Source organism: Pseudomonas sp. KK4 (assembly GCF_001984065.1).
GTDB lineage: Bacteria > Pseudomonadota > Gammaproteobacteria > Pseudomonadales > Pseudomonadaceae > Aquipseudomonas.
This window is the reverse complement of record NZ_LYVP01000108.1, coordinates 1-18056: the sequence shown is the minus strand read 5'-3', so window position 1 is coordinate 18056 and position 18056 is coordinate 1. Positions and strand designations below refer to the sequence as shown.

Here is an 18056-nt window from a genome sequence, read left to right as displayed (position 1 = left end):
CGCGAGCAAGCCCGCTCCCACATTTGTTCTGTGTTTGGCTGAAATACTCAGTGCTTGCGCAACCACTCGATGAACAACGCAAACAACTCCGACTGCGACCCCACCTCAAGCTTCAAATACAGGTTCTTGCGGTGCATGCGCACGGTTTCCGGGGAGATGTTCATTTGGCTGGCGGTGGATTTGACCGAGTGGCCTCGCAGGACCATGTGCGCCACTTCCCGCTCGCGTTCGGTGAGCAGATCACTGCCGAAATGCTCGAACGCCGATTGCACGCGGTGCTTGAGGTCATCGCGCAGGCCTTGAGCATCACCCCCCTGAATCTCGCTGCCACGCAGCAGGCCCCGTCGGCTAAATTCGCTGACGAATTCCCGCACCAGCGGTTCAACCGCGCGCAACAGGTTCAACTGATCGACCCGCAAACATTCACCGCCGAAACCCTGGAACAGGCTGACGGAGATCTTGGTGTCGTTGCCAGTGTCGACGATGTAGTAGCTGTCTTCCGAGCAGTTCGCCTTCAGGTAGTAGGTCTTGTAATAGTCGCTGTCGAAGAAGTTGTCCGGGGCGATTTCTTCGAGGTGGTAGAACCCTTCCGCCAACCCCTGCTCCACCGCCAGGCAGAACGGGTCGAGCAAGTAGCCGCCGGAAAAATAGCGGTCGAGGATCGAGACCTGATACTCCTCGGCAATCCCGCGCTGGTGCAGCAGCTGCGGCGCGCGGTCCTTGCGTTCCAGGCTGATCATCATCGATTCGATGGACACCAGTTGCCCCAGCGCCGACGCCAGGTATTGCAGGGCGTCGGGCTCGTCGATATAGGCGAATGCCTCGCGCATTCCCCCATGCCATTGGTGCAATGCCCCGAAGGGCATCGCGATCAGCGTATCGTCGTGTGGTTTGCTCATGACCCGCAGTCTAGCGGGTGAGCAGGGCCTTGGTAAAAGCCTGACGGACGAACTCATCGGCCGAGGTACTGGCCGCTCGCCTCAAGCTCGGCCGCCACTTCCAGGATGCACTCACGCAGGGTCTCGACGATCTCATCGACCTGAGCATAAGTGAGGATCAGCGGCGGCGACATCACGTTCAGGTGCATGATCGGCCGCACCAGCAAACCCTTGGCCTGGGCCCGGGAATGGATCTTTTCGCCGATGTTGATCTCGTCGGCGAACAGCGCCTTGGTGCGCTTGTCGGCAACGAACTCCACGCACGCCATCAGCTTCAGGCAGCGCACATCCCCCACCAGCGGTAAATCGCGCAACGTCGCCAGCCGTTGTTCCAGGTAGCCGCCGACGTCGTCAACATGGGCCAGCAGGTGCTCGCGCTCGATGATCTCGATGTTCTTCAGCGCTGCCGTGCAGCACACCGGATGGCCGCTGTAGGTGAAGCCGTGAGTGAAGCAGCGGCCCTTCCCTGGCTCGGCAATGACCTTCCAGATGCGGTCGGAAAAGATGCACGCGCCCAGCGGCAGATACGCCGAGGTCAGCCCTTTGGCGGTGGTGATGATGTCCGGCTGCACATCGAACACATCCAGGGACGCAAAGAACTTGCCCAGGCGCCCGAACGAGGTCACCACCTCATCGGCGACGAACAGGATGTCGTAGCGCTGGCACACTTCCCACATGCGCTTGAGGTAGCCCTTGGGCGGAATGATCACCCCGCCCGAACCCATCACCGGTTCGGCGAAGAACCCAGCCACCTTGTCCGCGCCGATCGACAGGATCTTGTCTTCGAACTCCTTGACCAGGAACTCGAGAAACTGCGCCTCGTCCATGCCCTCCGGTGCGCGGTACGGGTTGGGGTTGGACACGTGGTGGATCAGCGGGTTGGCGTAATCGAACTCCGGCACCCGGTCGGCGGCCTTGTTGCCGATCGACATGGTCAGCGTGGTGGAGCCGTGATAGGCGTTGAAGCGGGCGATGATGTGCTTCTTGTCCGGCAGGCCACGGCAGTTCTGGTAGTACTGGATCAGGCGGTAAGCGGTGTCCACGGCGGTGGAGCCGCCAGTGGTGAGGAACACATGGTCCAGGTCGCCGGGCGCAAGGCTGGCGAGTTTTTCGCAAAGCTCGATGGCCACGTTGTTCGACATGTCGGAGAACGGGTTGGAATACGCCAGTTGCCGGACCTGATCGGCGATGGCCTCGGCCATTTCCTCACGGCCCAGGCCGATGTTGGTGCACCACATGCCGCCCACTGCATCGAGGAAGCGGTTGCCCTGGGTGTCGTAGATGTAGGCGCCCTCCCCGGCGACGATGTTCAGTGAACCTTGCTCGGCGTGCTCGTCGAACACGTGGTAGCCGTGCATGTGATGGGCCTTGTCGGCCTTGATCAGCCGGGAATCATCGGCCGGCGAAAAGACGGTGGGTGTTGGCGTCGCCATAAATAAACCTCTAACCGAATTGACTAACGTTCGTACAAATCAGATGCCGCTTTTCACGGTGCTCCAGACCCGGGTGATGGCGCGCATGTCCTTGGCGTCCTGGGTCTTCTGCGGGAACAGGCGCTCGCGGGTCTGGGCATCGGGGTAGATCGCCGGGTTTTCGCGCACCGCCGCGTCGAGCAACGGGGTGGCCGCGGCGTTGCTGTTGGCGTAGTTGATGTAATCGCTCACATCGGCCATCACCTGCGGCTGCATCAGGTACTCGAGGAACTTGTGGGCGTTAGCCACGTGCGGGGCGTCGGCCGGGATGTACATGTTGTCGAACCAGATCAGCGAGCCCTCCTTGGGAATGAAGTAGGCCAGGTTGATTGCCTTCTTCGCTTCGGCGGCGCGGGCCATGGCGGTGGCGTAGTCGCCGGACCAGGTCATGGACATGCACACGTCGCCGTTGGGCAGGCTGGTCAGGTAATTGACCGAGTCGAACTTGCGTATGTAGGGCCGCACCGACAGCAACAGATCCTGGGCGGCTTTCAGGTCTTGCGGCGCGGCACTGCGCGGATCGCGCCCCAGGTAGGTCAGGGCCATGGGAATGACTTCGGTGGGCGCATCGAGCAGGGTCACGCCGCAGTCGGCAAATTTGGCGACGATCTTCGGATCGAAAATCATCGCCAGCGAGCCGATCGGCGCGTCCGGCATGCGTTCCTTGATCTTGTCGACGTTGTAGGTCACGCCATTGCTGCCCCAGGTGTAGGGCGCGGAATACTGGGTACCCGGGTCGAAGCCCTGCATGTCCTGCAGCACTTGCGGATCCAGGTTGCTCCAGCCCGGCAGCAGTTTCTTGTCCAGCGGCTGGAACACCTTGGCCTTGATCAACGGTGGCGCCAGGGACGCATTGAGCACGATCAGGTCGTAGCCGGAATGCCCGGTGAGCAATTTCGCCTGCACGGTTTCGTAGGCGTCGAAGGTGTCGTAGATCACCTTGATGCCGGTGTCTTTCTCGAAATTGGCCAGGGTCTTTTCGCCGATGTAATCCGCCCAGTTGTACAGCCTGAGGGTATTGGCGTCGTTCACGTCGGCGGCGTGGGCGGTCAGGGTCAGCGGTACAACAAACAGACTGGAAATCACCTTAAGCAGTGTCTTGCCCATAGCAAATGCACCTTATCAAGCGAGTTCGGCTCTGGATGAGCGGATGAACCTACTATTGGGCGATTCCCGGGGTGAATCCATACCCCGAATGGGTGTGTCCCTCGCACACATGGCAAAAAGCACCAGCCCGGTTGACCCGTTTTGTCATAGCGGCAAGCTTTGCCTGACGCTTAAAGTGGCCGCCAAATCGACTGCGCAGGCGCCTTGCATGACCGACCTGATCAAACAAGAACACCATGACGGCGTGCTGACGCTGACCATCGACCGTCTCGACAAGCTCAACGCCCTGACCAATGCCATGTACACGCGGCTGGCGGACCTGCTGTTTGCCGCCGACGAGAACGCTGAAGTTCGGGTGATCATCCTCACCGGCGGCCCGACCTGCTTCACCAGTGGCAACGACCTGGTGGATTTCCTGCAAGCGCCGCCGACCCACCTGGACAGCCCGGCGTTCCGCCTGATGCGCGCGGTGACTCATCTGCAAAAACCGTTGATCGCGGCGGTGTGCGGTGCGGCCATCGGCATCGGGACCACCCTGCTGTTGCATTGCGACCAGGTGTTGGTGACCCGCAATGCCAAGCTGCGCATGCCGTTCGTCAATATCGGCCTGTGCCCGGAGTTCGGCGCCAGCCTGTTGTTGCCGCGTCTGCTGGGCCAGGCCCGGGCTGCCCGTTTGCTGCTGTTGGGCGAAGGCTTCAGTGGCGACGATGCAGTGACCTGGGGCCTGGCCAACGAAGCCTTTGATGACGGCGAGCAATGCCTGGCCGCGGCTCGGCGAATCGCCCAGCGCTTGCTGGCAATGCCTCAGCAAGCCCTGCGCCAATTCCGGCAGTTGATGAAGCAGGCCGGCATGGCCGAACTGCAAGCCACCCTGCGCGAAGAGAACACGCTGTTCATTCAGCGCCTGAACAGCGCCGAAGCCAAGACCGCCTTGAACGCCCTGCTCAATCGCAGTACAGATAAGCATCCACCGAAAGGAAACCAGCCATGAACACTCCGGAAATCTTCGTCGTCAGCGCCGCCCGTACCGCCATCGGTTCCTTCGGCGGCTCGCTCAAGGACGTGCCCCTGGCCGACCTGGCGACCACCGCAGTCAAGGCCGCCCTGCAACGCGCCAACGTCGACCCGGCGCTGGTCGGCCATCTGGTGATGGGCAACGTGATCCCCACCGAAACCCGCGACGCCTACATCTCCCGCGTCGCCGCGATGAATGCCGGCATTCCCAAGGAAACCCCGGCCTACAACGTCAACCGCCTGTGCGGCTCCGGCCTGCAAGCGATTGTAAGCGCGGCGCAAACCCTGTTGCTGGGCGATGCCGACGTGGTCATCGGCGCCGGTGCCGAGTCCATGAGCCGTGGCCCGTACCTGCTGCCGGCGGCCCGTTGGGGCGCGCGCATGGGCAACGTCCAGGCGGTGGACTACATGCTCGGCATCCTGCATGACCCGTTCCAGAACTTTCACATGGGCATCACCGCCGAGAACGTCGCCGAGCGCAATGGCATCACCCGCGAAATGCAGGATGCGCTGGCATTCGAAGACCAGAAACGCGCCGCCCATGCCATCGCCAACGGCTACTTCGTCGATCAGATCGCCACGGTCGAGATCCAGGATCGCAAGGGCACCAAGCTGTTCAACGTCGACGAACACCCTCGCGCCACGTCCCTGGAACAACTGGCGGCGATGAAGGCGGCGTTCAAGAAGGACGGTTCGGTGACGGCCGGCAACGCCTCGGGCCTCAACGACGGTGCTGCCGCACTGGTCATGGCCACAGGCAGCGCAGTTCAGGTCAACAACCTGCGCCCGCTTGCGCGTCTGGTCAGCTACGCCCACGCCGGCCTGGAGCCGGAACTGATGGGCCTGGGCCCGGTGCCGGCCACGCGTCTGGCGCTCAAGCGTGCCGGCCTGACCGTCGCCGACATGGACGTGATCGAAGCCAACATCGCCTTCGCCGCGCAAGCCTGTGCGGTCAGCCAGGAGCTTGATCTCGACCCGGCCAAGGTCAACCCGAACGGCTCCGGCATTGCCCTGGGCCACCCGGTGGGTGCGACCGGCGCGATCATTGCGACCAAGGCCATTCACGAACTGCACCGCACCGGCGGGCGTTATGCGCTGGTGACCATGTGCATCGGTGGTGGTCAGGGGATCGCGGCGATTTTTGAGCGGGCTTGATCACGCTGCTCATCTGACGACTAGCCACCTGTGGCGAGGGAGCTTGCTCCCTCGCCACGGTGTTCGCCATCACTTTTGCGCTGGCCATCTCTTGTTTCCTGATCGTTTGATCTTTACGCAACGAAGTGACACAAAAGGAAAACGGCGACACCCATCTCGGAAACGTCCCACAGCAAGAATCTGCACTTCCCGATAGGGTCAATACCCCTCCAGCTGTTAGCCGGAATGACCACCAAGGAAGAAAAGAGCATGACTAAAAAGGCAGTTATCGTTTTCAGCGGCGGACAAGACTCCACCACCTGCTTGATCCAGGCATTGCCGCACTATGATGAAATCCACTGCATCACCTTCGACTACGGCCAACGCCATCGCGCGGAAATCGAAGTCGCGCAGACGCTTTCCAAGAAGCTGGGCGTGAAAGTCCACAAGGTACTGGACGTCTCATTACTCAACGAGCTGGCAATCAGCAGCCTGACCCGCGACAACATCCCCGTCCCCACCACTAGCCGCTCAGGTGAAAAGCTACCGAGCACCTTCGTACCCGGCAGGAACATCCTGTTCCTTACACTGGCGTCGATCTACGCCTACCAGGTACAAGCCCAAACCGTGATCACCGGCGTCTGTGAAACGGATTTCTCGGGCTACCCCGATTGCCGGGATCAATTCGTCAGGGCACTCAACGTCGCCGTTGAGTCCGGCATGGACTACCCACTCAAGTTCGAAACCCCGCTGATGTGGTTGAACAAGGCACAAATCTGGGCCCTGGCCGATTCGCATAACCAGTTGGAGCTGGTCCGCGACCATACGTTGACTTGCTACAACGGGTTGATGGGGAGCGGATGCGGGGAGTGTGATGCTTGCAGACTTAGAGCGAAGGGGTTGAGGGCGTATTTGGACAACAGAGCGGAAACGATGGAGAGTCTGAGCAAACAAATGATCCTCGACTAACGAAGTAGATTGCCAGGCATGGATCCATTGATTCATGCCTCGGCCTTATGCGACCTGATGAGTCGTCACATACACCCTGGCGGTGCCCGATTACGTCTACGACGCCGGGCTACACGATTTCGCCGACATCGCCCGGTTCAAAGACAAAATCAACGGCCAGCTGTACGGCATCGAGCCGGGTAACGACGGCAACCGGTTGATCCAGACCATGATCGACAAGAACGCCTTTGGCCTGAAGGACTTCAAGATCGTCGAATTCAGCGAAGCGGCAATGCTTTCGCAGCTCAAACGCGCCACGCGCAAGAACGAATGGATGTTGTTCCTCGGCTGGGAACCGCACCCGATGAACACCCGAAACAAGATGAAGTACCTCAGCGGCGGCGACGAATACTTCGGCCCCAACTTCGGCCAGGCCACGGTCTACACCAACGTGCGCAAGGACTACCTCAAGGAATGCAGCAACGTCGGCAAGCTGCTGCAAAACATGGAGTTCAGTTTGGCCATGGAGAACCAGTTGATGGACGCCGTGTTGAATCAGAAACACAGGGCAGCGGCCAAGGCATGGTTGAAGGCCAATCCGGCGGTGCTGGAGGTCTGGGTTTCGGGGGTGAGTAGCCGTGATGGGAAGGATGGGTTGGCGATGGTGAGTTTGCGGTTGGCGGGGCAGTAAGGATGCGTGCATCCGGTCAGAAATCTATCGACTGATCAAATGCCTTCGCGAGCAAGCCCGCTCCCACAATTGGATTGCGGCTGGAGACATAGGTTGTGCTCACTGCAGATCATCAGTGGGAGCGGGCTTGCTCGCGAAAGCGCCTGATCAATCACCGCATGCCTGAGTAATTCATTCCAAACCCCCACCTGACGACCGGCATCAAAAATCAATTGCCACTAAATATTACATGCGTCATATTACGCACGTAATTAAATGCCGTTTCCCACAGGTACCCTCCATGACCAGCATGCCTTCCGTTGAGCCCGATCTGGCGACTCCAGTGACCAGCCGCAAGTCTCCCCTGCTCAAACGCCTGTTGCTGTCGGCAGCAGGCATCGCCGCGTTGGTGCTGGCCGGTCTGTATGCCGCGCACTGGTGGACGGCGGGCCGTTTTATCGAGGAGACCGACGACGCCTACATCGGTGGCGACGTGACGGTGATCGGGCCGAAGGTGGCGGGTTATATCGATCAAGTGCTGGTGACCGACAACCAGAAGGTCAAGGCCGGCGATGTGTTGATTCGCCTGGATTCGCGCGATTACCGCGCCAATCTGGCCAAGGCCGAAGGCGCGGTGGCGGCTGAGGAAGCCCTGCTCGCCAACCTCGATGCCACCGAACAATTGCAGCAGGCCGTGATCGGTCAGGCCCGCGCCGGCATCGATGCCGCCGGGGCCGAGACTGCCCGCTCCCGGGATGACGATGCCCGCTACAAGAAACTGGTCAGCACCAACGCCGTCTCTGTGGAGAGCGCCCAGCGGGCCAATGCCACGTTCAAGACCGCGTCCGCTTTGAGCGCCCGCGCCCAGGCGGAACTGACAGCGGCGCAACGGCAGTTGAACGTGATTGCCACGCAGAAACAGCAGGCCCGTGCCGCTTTGATTCAAGCGAAAGCCGAGCGTGATCTGGCTCAATTGAATGTCGGCTACACCGAACTGCGGGCACCGATGGATGGCGTGATCGGCAATCGGCGGGCGCGGGTCGGTGCCTATGCCCAGGCCGGTTCGCAACTGCTGTCGGTGGTGCCGGCCAGCGGCCTGTGGGTCGATGCCAATTTCAAGGAAGATCAACTGGCGCGCATGGTGCCCGGCCAACGAGTGATCATTCATGCCGACGTGCTTTCGGGGCAGGAATTCCACGGGCATCTCGACAGCCTGGCACCGGCCAGCGGCGCGCAGTTCAGTGTGCTGCCACCGGAAAACGCCACCGGCAACTTCACCAAGATCGTGCAACGGGTACCGGTGCGTATCCTCCTGGATCCGGCCGACAGCGTACTCGGCCACCTGCGCCCTGGTCTGTCGGTGACCGCTGAGGTCGACACCCGCAAGGAGCCTGAAACGCCTGCCGTCGCGAGCGCACCATGAGCCGCGCCCTCGCCGCCCCGGTGCAACCGTTCAATGCCGCGAACATGGCCACGGCAACCAAAGTGTTCGCCTTCGCCAGCATGTGCATTGGCATGTTCATTGCGCTGCTGGATATCCAGATCGTCTCCGCCTCGCTGCGTGACATCGGCGGCGGGCTCTCGGCCGGTACCGACGAAACCGCATGGGTACAAACCAGCTACCTGATTGCCGAGATCATCGTGATCCCGCTGTCCGGCTGGTTGTCCCGGGTGTTCTCCACGCGCTGGCTGTTCTGCGCATCTGCCGTGGGCTTCACCCTGACCAGCCTGCTCTGCGGCGCCGCCTGGAACATCCAGAGCATGATCACCTTCCGCGCCCTGCAAGGGTTTCTCGGCGGCTCGATGATACCGATGGTGTTTACCACGGCGTTCGTTTTCTTCAGCGGCAAGCAACGGGTAATCGCTGCCGCTACCATCGGCGCGGTGGCTTCATTGGCGCCGACTTTGGGACCGGTGATTGGCGGCTGGATCACCGATATCTCTTCCTGGCACTGGCTGTTCTACATCAACCTGGTGCCGGGGATTTTCGTCGCCGTGGCGGTGCCGATGCTGGTGAAGATCGACCAACCGGAACTGTCGCTGCTAAAAGGCGCCGACTATATAAGCATGGTGTTCCTGGCGCTGTTCCTCGGCTGCCTGGAATACACCCTCGAAGAAGGCCCGCGCTGGAACTGGTTCAGCGACAGCACCATCCTGACCACCGCCTGGATCAGTGGCCTGGCCGGTCTGGCCTTCATCGGCCGGACCCTGCATGTGGCCAATCCGATTGTCGATCTGCGCGCCCTGAAGGACCGTAACTTTGCCTTGGGCTGTTTCTTCTCGTTCGTCACCGGTATCGGCCTGTTCGCCACCATTTACCTGACGCCGTTGTTTCTCGGACGGGTGCGTGGTTATGGCGCGCTGGACATTGGTCTGGCGGTTTTCTCCACCGGTGTGTTCCAGATCATGGCGATTCCGTTGTATGCCTTTCTGGCCAATCGCATCGACCTGCGCTGGATCATGATGACCGGGCTCGGACTGTTCGCTCTGTCGATGTGGGACTTCAGCCCGATCACCCATGACTGGGGGGCCAGGGAATTGATGCTGCCCCAAGCGTTTCGCGGAATTGCGCAACAACTGGCGGTGCCGCCAGCGGTGACCTTGACCCTGGGCGGACTGGCGCCGTCGCGCCTCAAACATGCGTCGGGGCTATTCAACCTGATGCGTAACCTGGGCGGCGCCATCGGTATCGCTGCCTGCGCCACCATCCTCAACGACCGCACCAACCTGCACTTCACCCGGCTGGCGGAGAACCTCAACAGCACCAACGAGGCGATGAATCAATGGCTGTCCCAGGTCGGCAACAACTTTGCCGCCCTCGGACAGACCGGTGATGCGGGCGTCACCGCCAGCCTGCACCAGCTCTGGCTGCTGACCTACCGCGAGGCGCAGACGCAAACTTACGGTGATGCGTTCCTGATGATTGGCGTGTGTTTCGTCATCGCCACCGCAATGGTGCCCTTGATGCGCAAGGTGCAACCACCGGCCGCGCCGAGCCCGGATGCCCATTGATGGACTATTGGCGCTGAACCACGATCTGTGATTTCAGATCACTCATCGCCAAATCGAGTGCGGTACGCATGTTCAGGAAATCCTGCGGCGTGCAGACCGCACTGGGGTGTTTGAAATTGAAGGATCGATGAACAACCACCGCATTCGCTTCTTTCGAATAGGTTGAAGCGTATTCAAATGTCGGATGTTCAATGGTGGTCGATGTGGGCATCGCGATGATGTTGACGTCTTGCGGGAACTCGAAGCGAGCCTGTTCCTTTGTACTTCCGGCGATGCAAGTGAAGGCCTGAGTACGATCGCTTTCTGCTGCAACGGCTAATACCCTTTGGGCGATACCCCCTGAAAAACTGCTGAGAGTGGGTACGCCTGCAGGTCCTGGAAAGCTGACCAGATTGTCCGTCTGCCCGGACATGCTCATCGAAAACCTGTCGTGGCTCGAATCCGTCTGATCCACATTGAATTCGCCTTTACCCTTTTGCCCTGAAATAGACAGGATTGCCGTGACCAGTCGGTTGCGGTCTGCCGGTCTCATGGAATCAATGGCAAAACGACTGACCTGCGCAGCCCAACCCGTGACTTTGGACGTCTGAGAAAAATCGGCGTCGCCACTGGATTTGATTTTGAACACCGTATCGCTCTCGGTCTCAGATTCCTGAACGGCAGGTGTTCTTACCAATACGCCCGTCTTGCTCAACAGCACGGGTTTATCCAGATTGAAAACCGGCAGAAACCCACCCGCGATCGGTTGCGCTGTCGAATCCAGGAACAGGTCCAGACTCGGAATGTAAGTCATGACATGGTTGAACACCCCCAGGGTCGGTACCTTGGGCAGGGTGTAGGCGTTGTGGGCGTTAAGCAGCGCCGGCGTACTGTCTATCCCAACAGCAGCCAGCAACGCCTCCATTAGCGCCGCATGATCCTTACAGTCCCCATAACGGTTGGCCAGAATGGTTTCCACCGGATGCGGCACCACGCCTCCCGGCCCGATGTACACCGCGACGTAGCGAATGTTCTTGCGCACCCAGTCATTCAACGCCATCGCCTGGTCCCGAGGGGAAACCAGGCCTTCGGTTATCGTTTGCGCCAACGCACGGATCTGCGGGGTCACTTGGGTCTTGGCCCGGGCGTCATAGGCCTGGGCAAAGGCCGCGAAATCAGGAAAGGTCGAGACCGCCAGATATTGGCCATAGTCCTGATAGGACACTGCACCGGACTCAATGCGCTCTTTTTTCTCTGGAACATTGTCCCAGCGATAGATCGCTCGCCCCTCTGCGACCACCGGCTCAGTGGCCTTGAAACCCCGGGCATCGGCATGCAACGCCATGCTCTTGGGGAGGTTGTAGACGAGGGTGAATTGGCCTATGGGGTGAAAGGGCGGATGTGACAGCGACTCGAAGTGCCGAGGGAACAATGCGCTGGTGCGACGGGTTTTGTACTGCAGAACCAGGCGATCGCCGATGGCGACTTCCGCAAAGATGACCACCTTGACCAAGGTGTCCTGAAACATCGGTGCATCCGACGATTCGCGTTCTTGTTGCTCTTTGATCTGCTCCGGTTTGACCGGCACTTTCCGGCCATCGGGCTTTTGCGTGAACGCCTGGACGATCTCCAGATTTTCCAGGGTTTTGTTGTAGCTCAATGAGCGTTGCGAATACCACTGGATGGCGCGCTCTTCGTTGATCAGCGCCACAATTTCATGATCAGCAAGAAAACTGCCGTCTTCGTTGATGAAATAGGTCCGCAGATCTTTCTCAATCGTAATCGCAGTGTCCGTCCCTGGGTTTGCAGCTACCGCAGAATTCACCCCCACAAGGAATACGGCCAAAAACCCAAGCCACCTTCGGGGGGAAAATAAAGCATACGACATCGGGTTTCGCCTTTATGGATGAGAATGTTTCCCACCCTAACAGCGAAAATGAGGGGCTGAAGCACCCTCGTCCCTGTGGACAGCAAAAGGAGAAAGCTCCTACAAAGGCATCTTAGGCGACAGGTAAAACCGGCCGGAATACAGGTCATCCTGCGTAGGAACTACCTATACCCCAACCGAGAAAACGACTGCTCTCCTACGCCACGGCCTGGGCGACCTCGATGCGCAAGGTCAACCCATTACCGTGGCGAGTGCCGATGCGTAGAAGCTCGGCACTCGTGCTCAGGATCAGGCCTGAGGTGTCTTGCGGAAGCCCACGGCCAGACGGTTCCAGCTGTTGATGGTGCTGATCGCTACGGTCAGGTCGACCATTTCTTTTGGCGAGAATTGGGCGGCGACCGCTTCGTAGTCTTCGTCCGGGGCGTGGGTCAGGCTCAGTTGAGTCAGGGACTCGGTCCACAGCAGTGCAGCACGCTCGCGGTCGGTGAAGAACGGTGCTTCGCGCCAGGCGGTCACGGCGAACAGACGACGTGGGGTTTCGCCACCTTTGATCGCGTCAGCGGTGTGCATGTCGATGCAGAAGGCGCAGCCGTTGATTTGCGAGGCACGCAGCTTGACCAGTTCGATCAGGGTCTTTTCCAGTGGCAGCTTGGAGACGGCAGTTTCCAGCGCGATCATGGCTTTGAGGGCGTCAGGGGAAGCGGTGTAGAAATCGATGCGAGGTTGCATTGCGTGCTCCAGAGCAAGTGGGTGTGTCACTACGTTAGTCCCGCCGGCGGATTGCACAAATAGCCAATCTTCGGGAAGTCGAGGAGGCCACTGGATACCGTCCGCGAATAAAGTGCGAAATGAGAATTGCCAGCAATCACTCAGGGCCACTAGAATGCGATCAATTCTTAATTACTCTCACGCAGGATGCCCGAGTCGAGTCTCTGCCCGCCATGTCGTCCGCCGATCAGCCTTTGAACCAGCAAGTCCATAACCTCTACAGCGAACACCATGGGTGGCTGCAGGGGTGGTTGCACCGCAAGCTCGGTAACCGTTGCGATGCCGCCGACCTGGCCCACGATACGTTCCTGCGTCTGTTGACCCGGCAAGTGGTCAAGCCGCTGGGCAGTGAGCCACGGGCCTTGCTGACGCACATCGCCAAGGGCCTGATGATCGATCGCTGGCGGCGTCAGGACATCGAACGCGCCTACCTGGAAACCATCGCGTGCCTGCCGGTGGCCGAAGTGCCTTCGCCGGAAACCCGCCTGCTGATCCTCGAAACCCTGTGGCGCATCGAAGCGCTGTTGCGGGAGCTGCCGGCGGCGACCCGCGACACGTTCCTGCTGTCGCAGATCGAAGGCCTGACCTACGCGCAGATCGCCACCCGCCTGAATGTCTCGCTGATCACCGTCAAGCGCCACATGCGCGCGGCGTTCATTGCCTGCCTGAGTGTCGCCTGATGACTTCGCCGATGATCAACCCGCAAATCCTGGGCGAAGCCGCCGACTGGCTGGTGCAATTGCATTCCGGTACCGCCACCCCTGCCGATCACCAGGCCATCGCCCAATGGCGCAATCGCAGCCATGAACATGCCCAGGCCTGGCAACGGGCCGAAGGGCTGCTGGGGGAATTTCGCAGTGTGCCGGCCAACCTTGCGATTCAGACGTTGCAACGGGCAGCGCGCAAGGAAGGCCTGAGTCGTCGGCAGACCCTCTCTCGCCTGGGCTTGCTGTTGCTGGCGGGGCCCCTGGGCATCGCTTCCCAGCATCTGCCCTGGGAACAGTGGACTGCCGATCAGCGCACCGCCGTGGGCGAACAGAAAAACCTGCAGTTGCCCGACGGCAGCCAGTTACTGCTCAACACCGCCAGCGCGGTCAACATTGCCTTCAACACCGTTGAGCGGCGGGTGCTGCTGCTCGACGGCGAGGTGCTGTTGAGCCCCGCGAAAGACCTGCCTGCCCGCCCCTTCATCGTCGAGACGCCCCAAGGCACCGCCCGGGCCCTGGGTAGCCGTTTCTGTGTGCGAACCGAGGGTGTCCGCAGCCACGTCAGCGCACTGGAAGGACAGGTGCTGGTCACGCCGCAATTACGGCAACAGAGTTCGACCCTTGGCGCCGGCCAACGCCAAAGCTTCACGCTCGACCACTTCGATCCAGCCCAAGCGTTCGACGTCGCGACCCTGGCCTGGGACAAAGGCATGCTGCTGGCCAACGACATGCGCCTGGACCAATTGCTCGGCGAGTTGAGCCGCTACCGTCCGGGGGTGTTGCGCTGTCATCCGGATGTGGCGACGCTGCGGGTGTCGGGGGCGTTTTCCCTGCGCGATACCGACGCCAGCCTGCGCCTGCTCAGCGATACCCTGCCGTTGAACATCAGCCGCATGACCCGTTACTGGCTGTCGGTCGAACCGCGGGTCTGACGGGGTCAGCCTGGATTGCAGCCTGCCCGAGACCCGCGCAGCGACCATTGATCACCCCATCACGCCCGCTTGAGCAACCACTGGAAAAACCCTTTCTTGCGCACCACCACCGGCATTTCCTGAGTCAACGCCTGGACTTTGTGCAAGCGGAAATCCAGCAAGGTATTCATCGCATCGTTGATGTCCTGACGGGCATCCAGGCACGGTTTGAGGTAACTGTCTTCGATGAGGTACATCGTGCAAGCGGTTTTCGCCGTGAATTCAGCCACCGATGAACTGTCGGTCAGGATGCCCGCCTCGCCGAAAACCTCGCCCGGCCCCATGCGCCCGGTCTCCATGAGCGTGCCGTGCACGTTCAACGTCACCGACACCACCCCGGACTCGATGATGTACAAATGATGACTGAGCTCCCCCGCCGCCAGGATCAATTTGCCGGCGCGGTAGGATTTCGGGACCATGTTCTGGCTGAAGGTTTCTTTCTCTTGCTCACGCAAGGTGGAGAAAATCGGCGAACTGTCGATCAGCGCCCGGGGGCGCGAGGTGTCGCTCTGCGGGTTGGGTTCCACGCTCGACAGCAATTCGACGCCGGCCGCCTTCAAGTGCCGGTACGCCAGATCGAATAACTGGTTGCGCACCGAACGCTTCTCGCTCATCGAGGCGACGAAGCCGCTGATTTCATATTCGGCGCCTGCGGCGCTGGAGCTTTTGAGCGCCACTTTCGGTCCGGGGTGGCTCAGCATGGTGCGGCAGCCCTGCATCGCCCGCTCGAGGGCATCGATCACCGTTTGCGGCCGCACGTGGGGGCTGACCTGCAAGCTGATCGACAGGCCGAACATGTCGCTGGGCCTACTGAAGTTGGTGATCTTGGCCTTGGCGGCCAGGGAGTTGGGAATCACGATCATGCTGCCCTGGGAGGTCTGCAGCCGTGTGGCACGCCAGTCGATGTCGATGACCCGGCCTTCGGTGCCGTCGATGGCGATCCAGTCATCCAGTTGATAAGGCTTGGTGGTGTTGAGCACGATCCCGGAAAACACATCGCTCAAGGTACTTTGCAGCGCCAGGCCGACGATGATCGCCAGGGCGCCGGACGTCGCCAGCACGCCTTTGACCGGCAGGTTGAGCACGTAGGCCATGGAGGCGATCACCGCGACCAGGAAAATCACCGCGCCGAGCAGGTCCTGCAGCAGGCGCCCGGTATGCCCGACCCGTTGCATCATCACCGCACCGATCATCACCGTCAGGGTGCGCGCGGCGAACAGCCACCAGGTAATCTGCAAACCGGTGGCGGCCAGGTTCAAGGGCACATTGTCGGCCCAGGGCGCGGGCTCCATCGGGCTCAGGCCTTCGTTGAACAGCAGCAGGCTGTAGAGGGCGAAAATCACCACCCTCACCAACAGTTTCCAGTTGTGGTGACTGGCACCGACAAAGCGCCACAGCACCAGGTCGATCAGGACCAGGATCAGCGCGCAAATCAGCGGGTGTTCGGCGAGCAACGACAGCATCAAGCAACTCCGGCACGGGGCAATGAGCAAAAGATCGCACACATTTGGGCTTAGTGTAGGAGCAATTTAATGGCTTCAGAACAACACAAAAAACTGTGGGAGCGGGCTTGCTCGCGAAGCGCCGTGTCAGTCGACAAATGTATTGACTGACACGGCGCTTTCGCGAGCAAGCCCGCTCCCACAGGAGGTATGTGGGGTGCAGGTTAACCCTGCATCTTTGCGAACCGGCCGGACTGGAAGTCGGCGAAGGCCTGGTAAATTTCCTGCTCGGTGTTCATTACGAACGGGCCGTGGCCGACGATGGGCTCGTCGATCGGCTCGCCACTGAGCAGCAGCACCACCGCGTCCTCACTGGCTTCAAGGGTCAACTGATCGCCCTCGCGCTCGAACAGCGCCAACTGCCCCTGACGCGCCGAATCCTGGCCGTTGATCCGCACCGCGCCGTGCAACACCACCAGCGCAGTATTGCGCCCTTCGTGCAGATCCAGGGTGAGCGACTTGCCCGCGTTCAGGCGCAGGTCCCACAGGTCGATCGGCGTGAAGGTGCGCGCCGGGCCCTGCCGACCGTCGAATTCCCCGGCGATCAGGCGCAGGCTGCCGGCATCGTGCTTGAGGGCGATGTTCGGGATGTCGCTGTCGAGGATGCTCTGGTAACCGGCGTCGGCCATTTTGTCTTTGGCCGGCAGGTTGACCCACAACTGCACCATTTCCAGGGTGCCGCCGCTTTTGGCGAAGGCTTCGGAGTGGAACTCTTCATGGAGAATGCCCGAGGCGGCGGTCATCCATTGCACATCGCCGGGACCGATCTTGCCGCCGCTGCCAGTGGAGTCGCGGTGCTCCACCTCGCCCTTGTAGACGATGGTCACGGTTTCGAAGCCGCGGTGCGGATGCTGGCCGACGCCACGCCGTTCGCGGGTCGGAGTGAATTCTGCGGGCCCGGCGTGATCGAGCAGCAGAAACGGGCTGATGTGTTCAGCCAGGTTGTCATAGGAAAACAGCGTGCGAACCGGAAAGCCATCGCCGACCCAATGGCCACGGGGGCTGGTGTAGATACCGATGAGGTTTTTCATGGGGTCTCCTGGAAAGGTAAGTCAAGCCATGAACACAGCTTAAGACCCCGGGGTGGCCAGCACTAGACAGCGAAAACCGTCTTGAGCGTTCCATCTGGAGAACGATGCGGGCGCTGGCGCACGTTTTATTTCGGACATAATATCGACTCGAATTACCAACATAATATCGACTCCCCCTCGAGGACCCGAACATGCAAAGCCCCCACCGCGACGCCACCCTCGCCCAATGGATCGCTCAGGAACAGGCCATGCGCGCGCGCCTGGCCGGGCCTGGCAGTTTGTCCCTGGCCGAAGTCAGCCAACTGTCCCCCGCCGAGTTTTTCGACGGTATCGGCAACGGTGAACTGCCCTCGCCGCCGATCGGCACGCTGATGGACTTCATCCCCATCGAATGGTCCGCCGGGCTGTTCATCTTCCAGGGCACACCGGATTCGCGACACTACAACCCGCTGGGCAGCGTGCACGGTGGCTACGCCGCGACCTTGCTGGATTCGTGCATGGGTTGCGCGATTCATACGCAGCTGAAAAAGGGTCAGGGCTACACCACACTGGACCTGCGCATCAGTTACGTACGGGCCTTGAACAGCGCCAGCGGCCCGGTGCGTGCCGAGGGCAAGATTGTGCACCTGGGGCGGTCGACCGCATTGGCCGAGGGGCGGATTTATGATGTGGATGGGCGGTTGTACGCGACCGGGTCGACGACCTGCATGATTCTGGAGGCCCGGGGGTGAGGCTTGCCCAAGGTATTCGGGGAATGCGGTCATTCAAATAGCCCGCGTCATCGTTGACGACCATCGCGAGCAAGCTCGGCTCCTACAGGGGGGGTGTACACAAAACCTGTGGGAGCGGGCTTGCTCGCGAAAGCGGTAGGTCAGTCGCCCAAGATATTGAAGATGCCGGCCTCTTCGCGAGCAA

Annotated in this window: 15 protein-coding genes and 1 pseudogene; 9 read left to right on the top strand and 7 right to left on the bottom strand. The window is 60.7% G+C overall.

Annotated elements, in window-relative coordinates; genetic code table 11:
- Positions 1–47 precede the first annotated feature (47 nt).
- From B0W55_RS24195 to B0W55_RS24185, 3 genes are read right to left on the bottom strand one after another with little or no spacing between them, the layout of a single operon-like run.
- Positions 48–956 carry a helix-turn-helix transcriptional regulator gene (locus tag B0W55_RS24195; protein ID WP_077048432.1) on the bottom strand — a complete coding sequence of 303 codons (909 nt, stop codon included), beginning with the start codon at positions 954–956 and terminating at the stop codon, positions 48–50.
- Entirely contained in the window at positions 953–2371 is a 1419-nt protein-coding gene (locus B0W55_RS24190; protein ID WP_077048431.1) for an aminotransferase, read from the bottom strand. The genes B0W55_RS24195 and B0W55_RS24190 overlap by 4 nt, the downstream gene beginning before the upstream one ends.
- Before the next feature lie 39 nt (positions 2372–2410).
- On the bottom strand, positions 2411–3517 hold the full coding sequence (locus B0W55_RS24185; protein ID WP_077048430.1) for a polyamine ABC transporter substrate-binding protein: 1107 nt from the start codon (positions 3515–3517) through the stop codon (positions 2411–2413).
- Between the two features lie 208 nt (positions 3518–3725).
- Between B0W55_RS24185 and B0W55_RS24180 the strand changes: the two genes are divergently transcribed.
- The 6 genes and pseudogenes from B0W55_RS24180 (at position 3726) to B0W55_RS24155 (ending at position 10295) form a co-directional block, all read left to right on the top strand.
- Positions 3726–4508 (top strand): enoyl-CoA hydratase, encoded by a 783-nt coding sequence (locus tag B0W55_RS24180; RefSeq protein WP_077048429.1) that lies wholly within the window; start codon positions 3726–3728, stop codon positions 4506–4508.
- Positions 4505–5686, top strand: coding sequence for an acetyl-CoA C-acyltransferase family protein (locus B0W55_RS24175; protein ID WP_077048428.1), 1182 nt, complete (start codon positions 4505–4507; stop codon positions 5684–5686). The genes B0W55_RS24180 and B0W55_RS24175 overlap by 4 nt, the downstream gene beginning before the upstream one ends.
- 249 nt (positions 5687–5935) lie before the next feature.
- Positions 5936–6634, top strand: a complete 699-nt coding sequence (gene queC / locus B0W55_RS24170) for a 7-cyano-7-deazaguanine synthase QueC (protein WP_077048427.1) — start codon at positions 5936–5938, stop codon at positions 6632–6634.
- A 70-nt stretch (positions 6635–6704) separates the two neighbouring features.
- A pseudogene (locus tag B0W55_RS24165) lies at positions 6705–7304 on the top strand (glycine betaine ABC transporter substrate-binding protein); the annotation flags it as partial.
- A gap of 280 nt (positions 7305–7584) precedes the next feature.
- Positions 7585–8706, top strand: a complete 1122-nt coding sequence (locus tag B0W55_RS24160) for an HlyD family secretion protein (protein ID WP_077048426.1) — start codon at positions 7585–7587, stop codon at positions 8704–8706.
- On the top strand, positions 8703–10295 hold the full coding sequence (locus tag B0W55_RS24155) for a DHA2 family efflux MFS transporter permease subunit (RefSeq protein ID WP_077048425.1): 1593 nt from the start codon (positions 8703–8705) through the stop codon (positions 10293–10295). The genes B0W55_RS24160 and B0W55_RS24155 overlap by 4 nt, the downstream gene beginning before the upstream one ends.
- A gap of 4 nt (positions 10296–10299) precedes the next feature.
- Here B0W55_RS24155 and B0W55_RS24150 read toward each other — a convergent pair whose 3' ends face one another.
- Together B0W55_RS24150 and B0W55_RS24145 are read right to left on the bottom strand one after the other, a co-directional pair.
- The gene (locus B0W55_RS24150; protein ID WP_077048424.1) at positions 10300–12162 is read right to left on the bottom strand and encodes a DUF3857 domain-containing protein; all 1863 of its coding nucleotides are present in this window, start codon (positions 12160–12162) and stop codon (positions 10300–10302) included.
- 288 nt (positions 12163–12450) lie between these two features.
- Positions 12451–12891, bottom strand: coding sequence for a carboxymuconolactone decarboxylase family protein (locus tag B0W55_RS24145; RefSeq protein ID WP_077048423.1), 441 nt, complete (start codon positions 12889–12891; stop codon positions 12451–12453).
- 212 nt (positions 12892–13103) lie between these two features.
- Between B0W55_RS24145 and B0W55_RS24140 the strand changes: the two genes are divergently transcribed.
- A complete protein-coding gene (locus B0W55_RS24140; protein WP_077048422.1) occupies positions 13104–13610 on the top strand; it encodes a sigma-70 family RNA polymerase sigma factor in 507 nt (168 codons plus the stop codon).
- A complete protein-coding gene (locus tag B0W55_RS24135) occupies positions 13610–14569 on the top strand; it encodes a FecR domain-containing protein (protein ID WP_077048421.1) in 960 nt (319 codons plus the stop codon). Before B0W55_RS24140 ends, B0W55_RS24135 begins: the two co-directional genes overlap by 1 nt.
- 59 nt (positions 14570–14628) lie before the next feature.
- Here B0W55_RS24135 and B0W55_RS24130 read toward each other — a convergent pair whose 3' ends face one another.
- A complete protein-coding gene (locus B0W55_RS24130; protein ID WP_077048420.1) occupies positions 14629–16071 on the bottom strand; it encodes a mechanosensitive ion channel family protein in 1443 nt (480 codons plus the stop codon).
- Between the two features lie 203 nt (positions 16072–16274).
- Positions 16275–17141, bottom strand: a complete 867-nt coding sequence (locus tag B0W55_RS24125; RefSeq protein WP_077048419.1) for a pirin family protein — start codon at positions 17139–17141, stop codon at positions 16275–16277.
- Positions 17142–17332: 191 nt separating this feature from the next.
- Between B0W55_RS24125 and B0W55_RS24120 the strand changes: the two genes are divergently transcribed.
- Complete coding sequence (locus B0W55_RS24120) at positions 17333–17872, top strand: PaaI family thioesterase (protein WP_077048418.1); 540 nt, start codon at positions 17333–17335, stop codon at positions 17870–17872.
- The last annotated feature ends 184 nt before the right edge of the window (positions 17873–18056 follow it).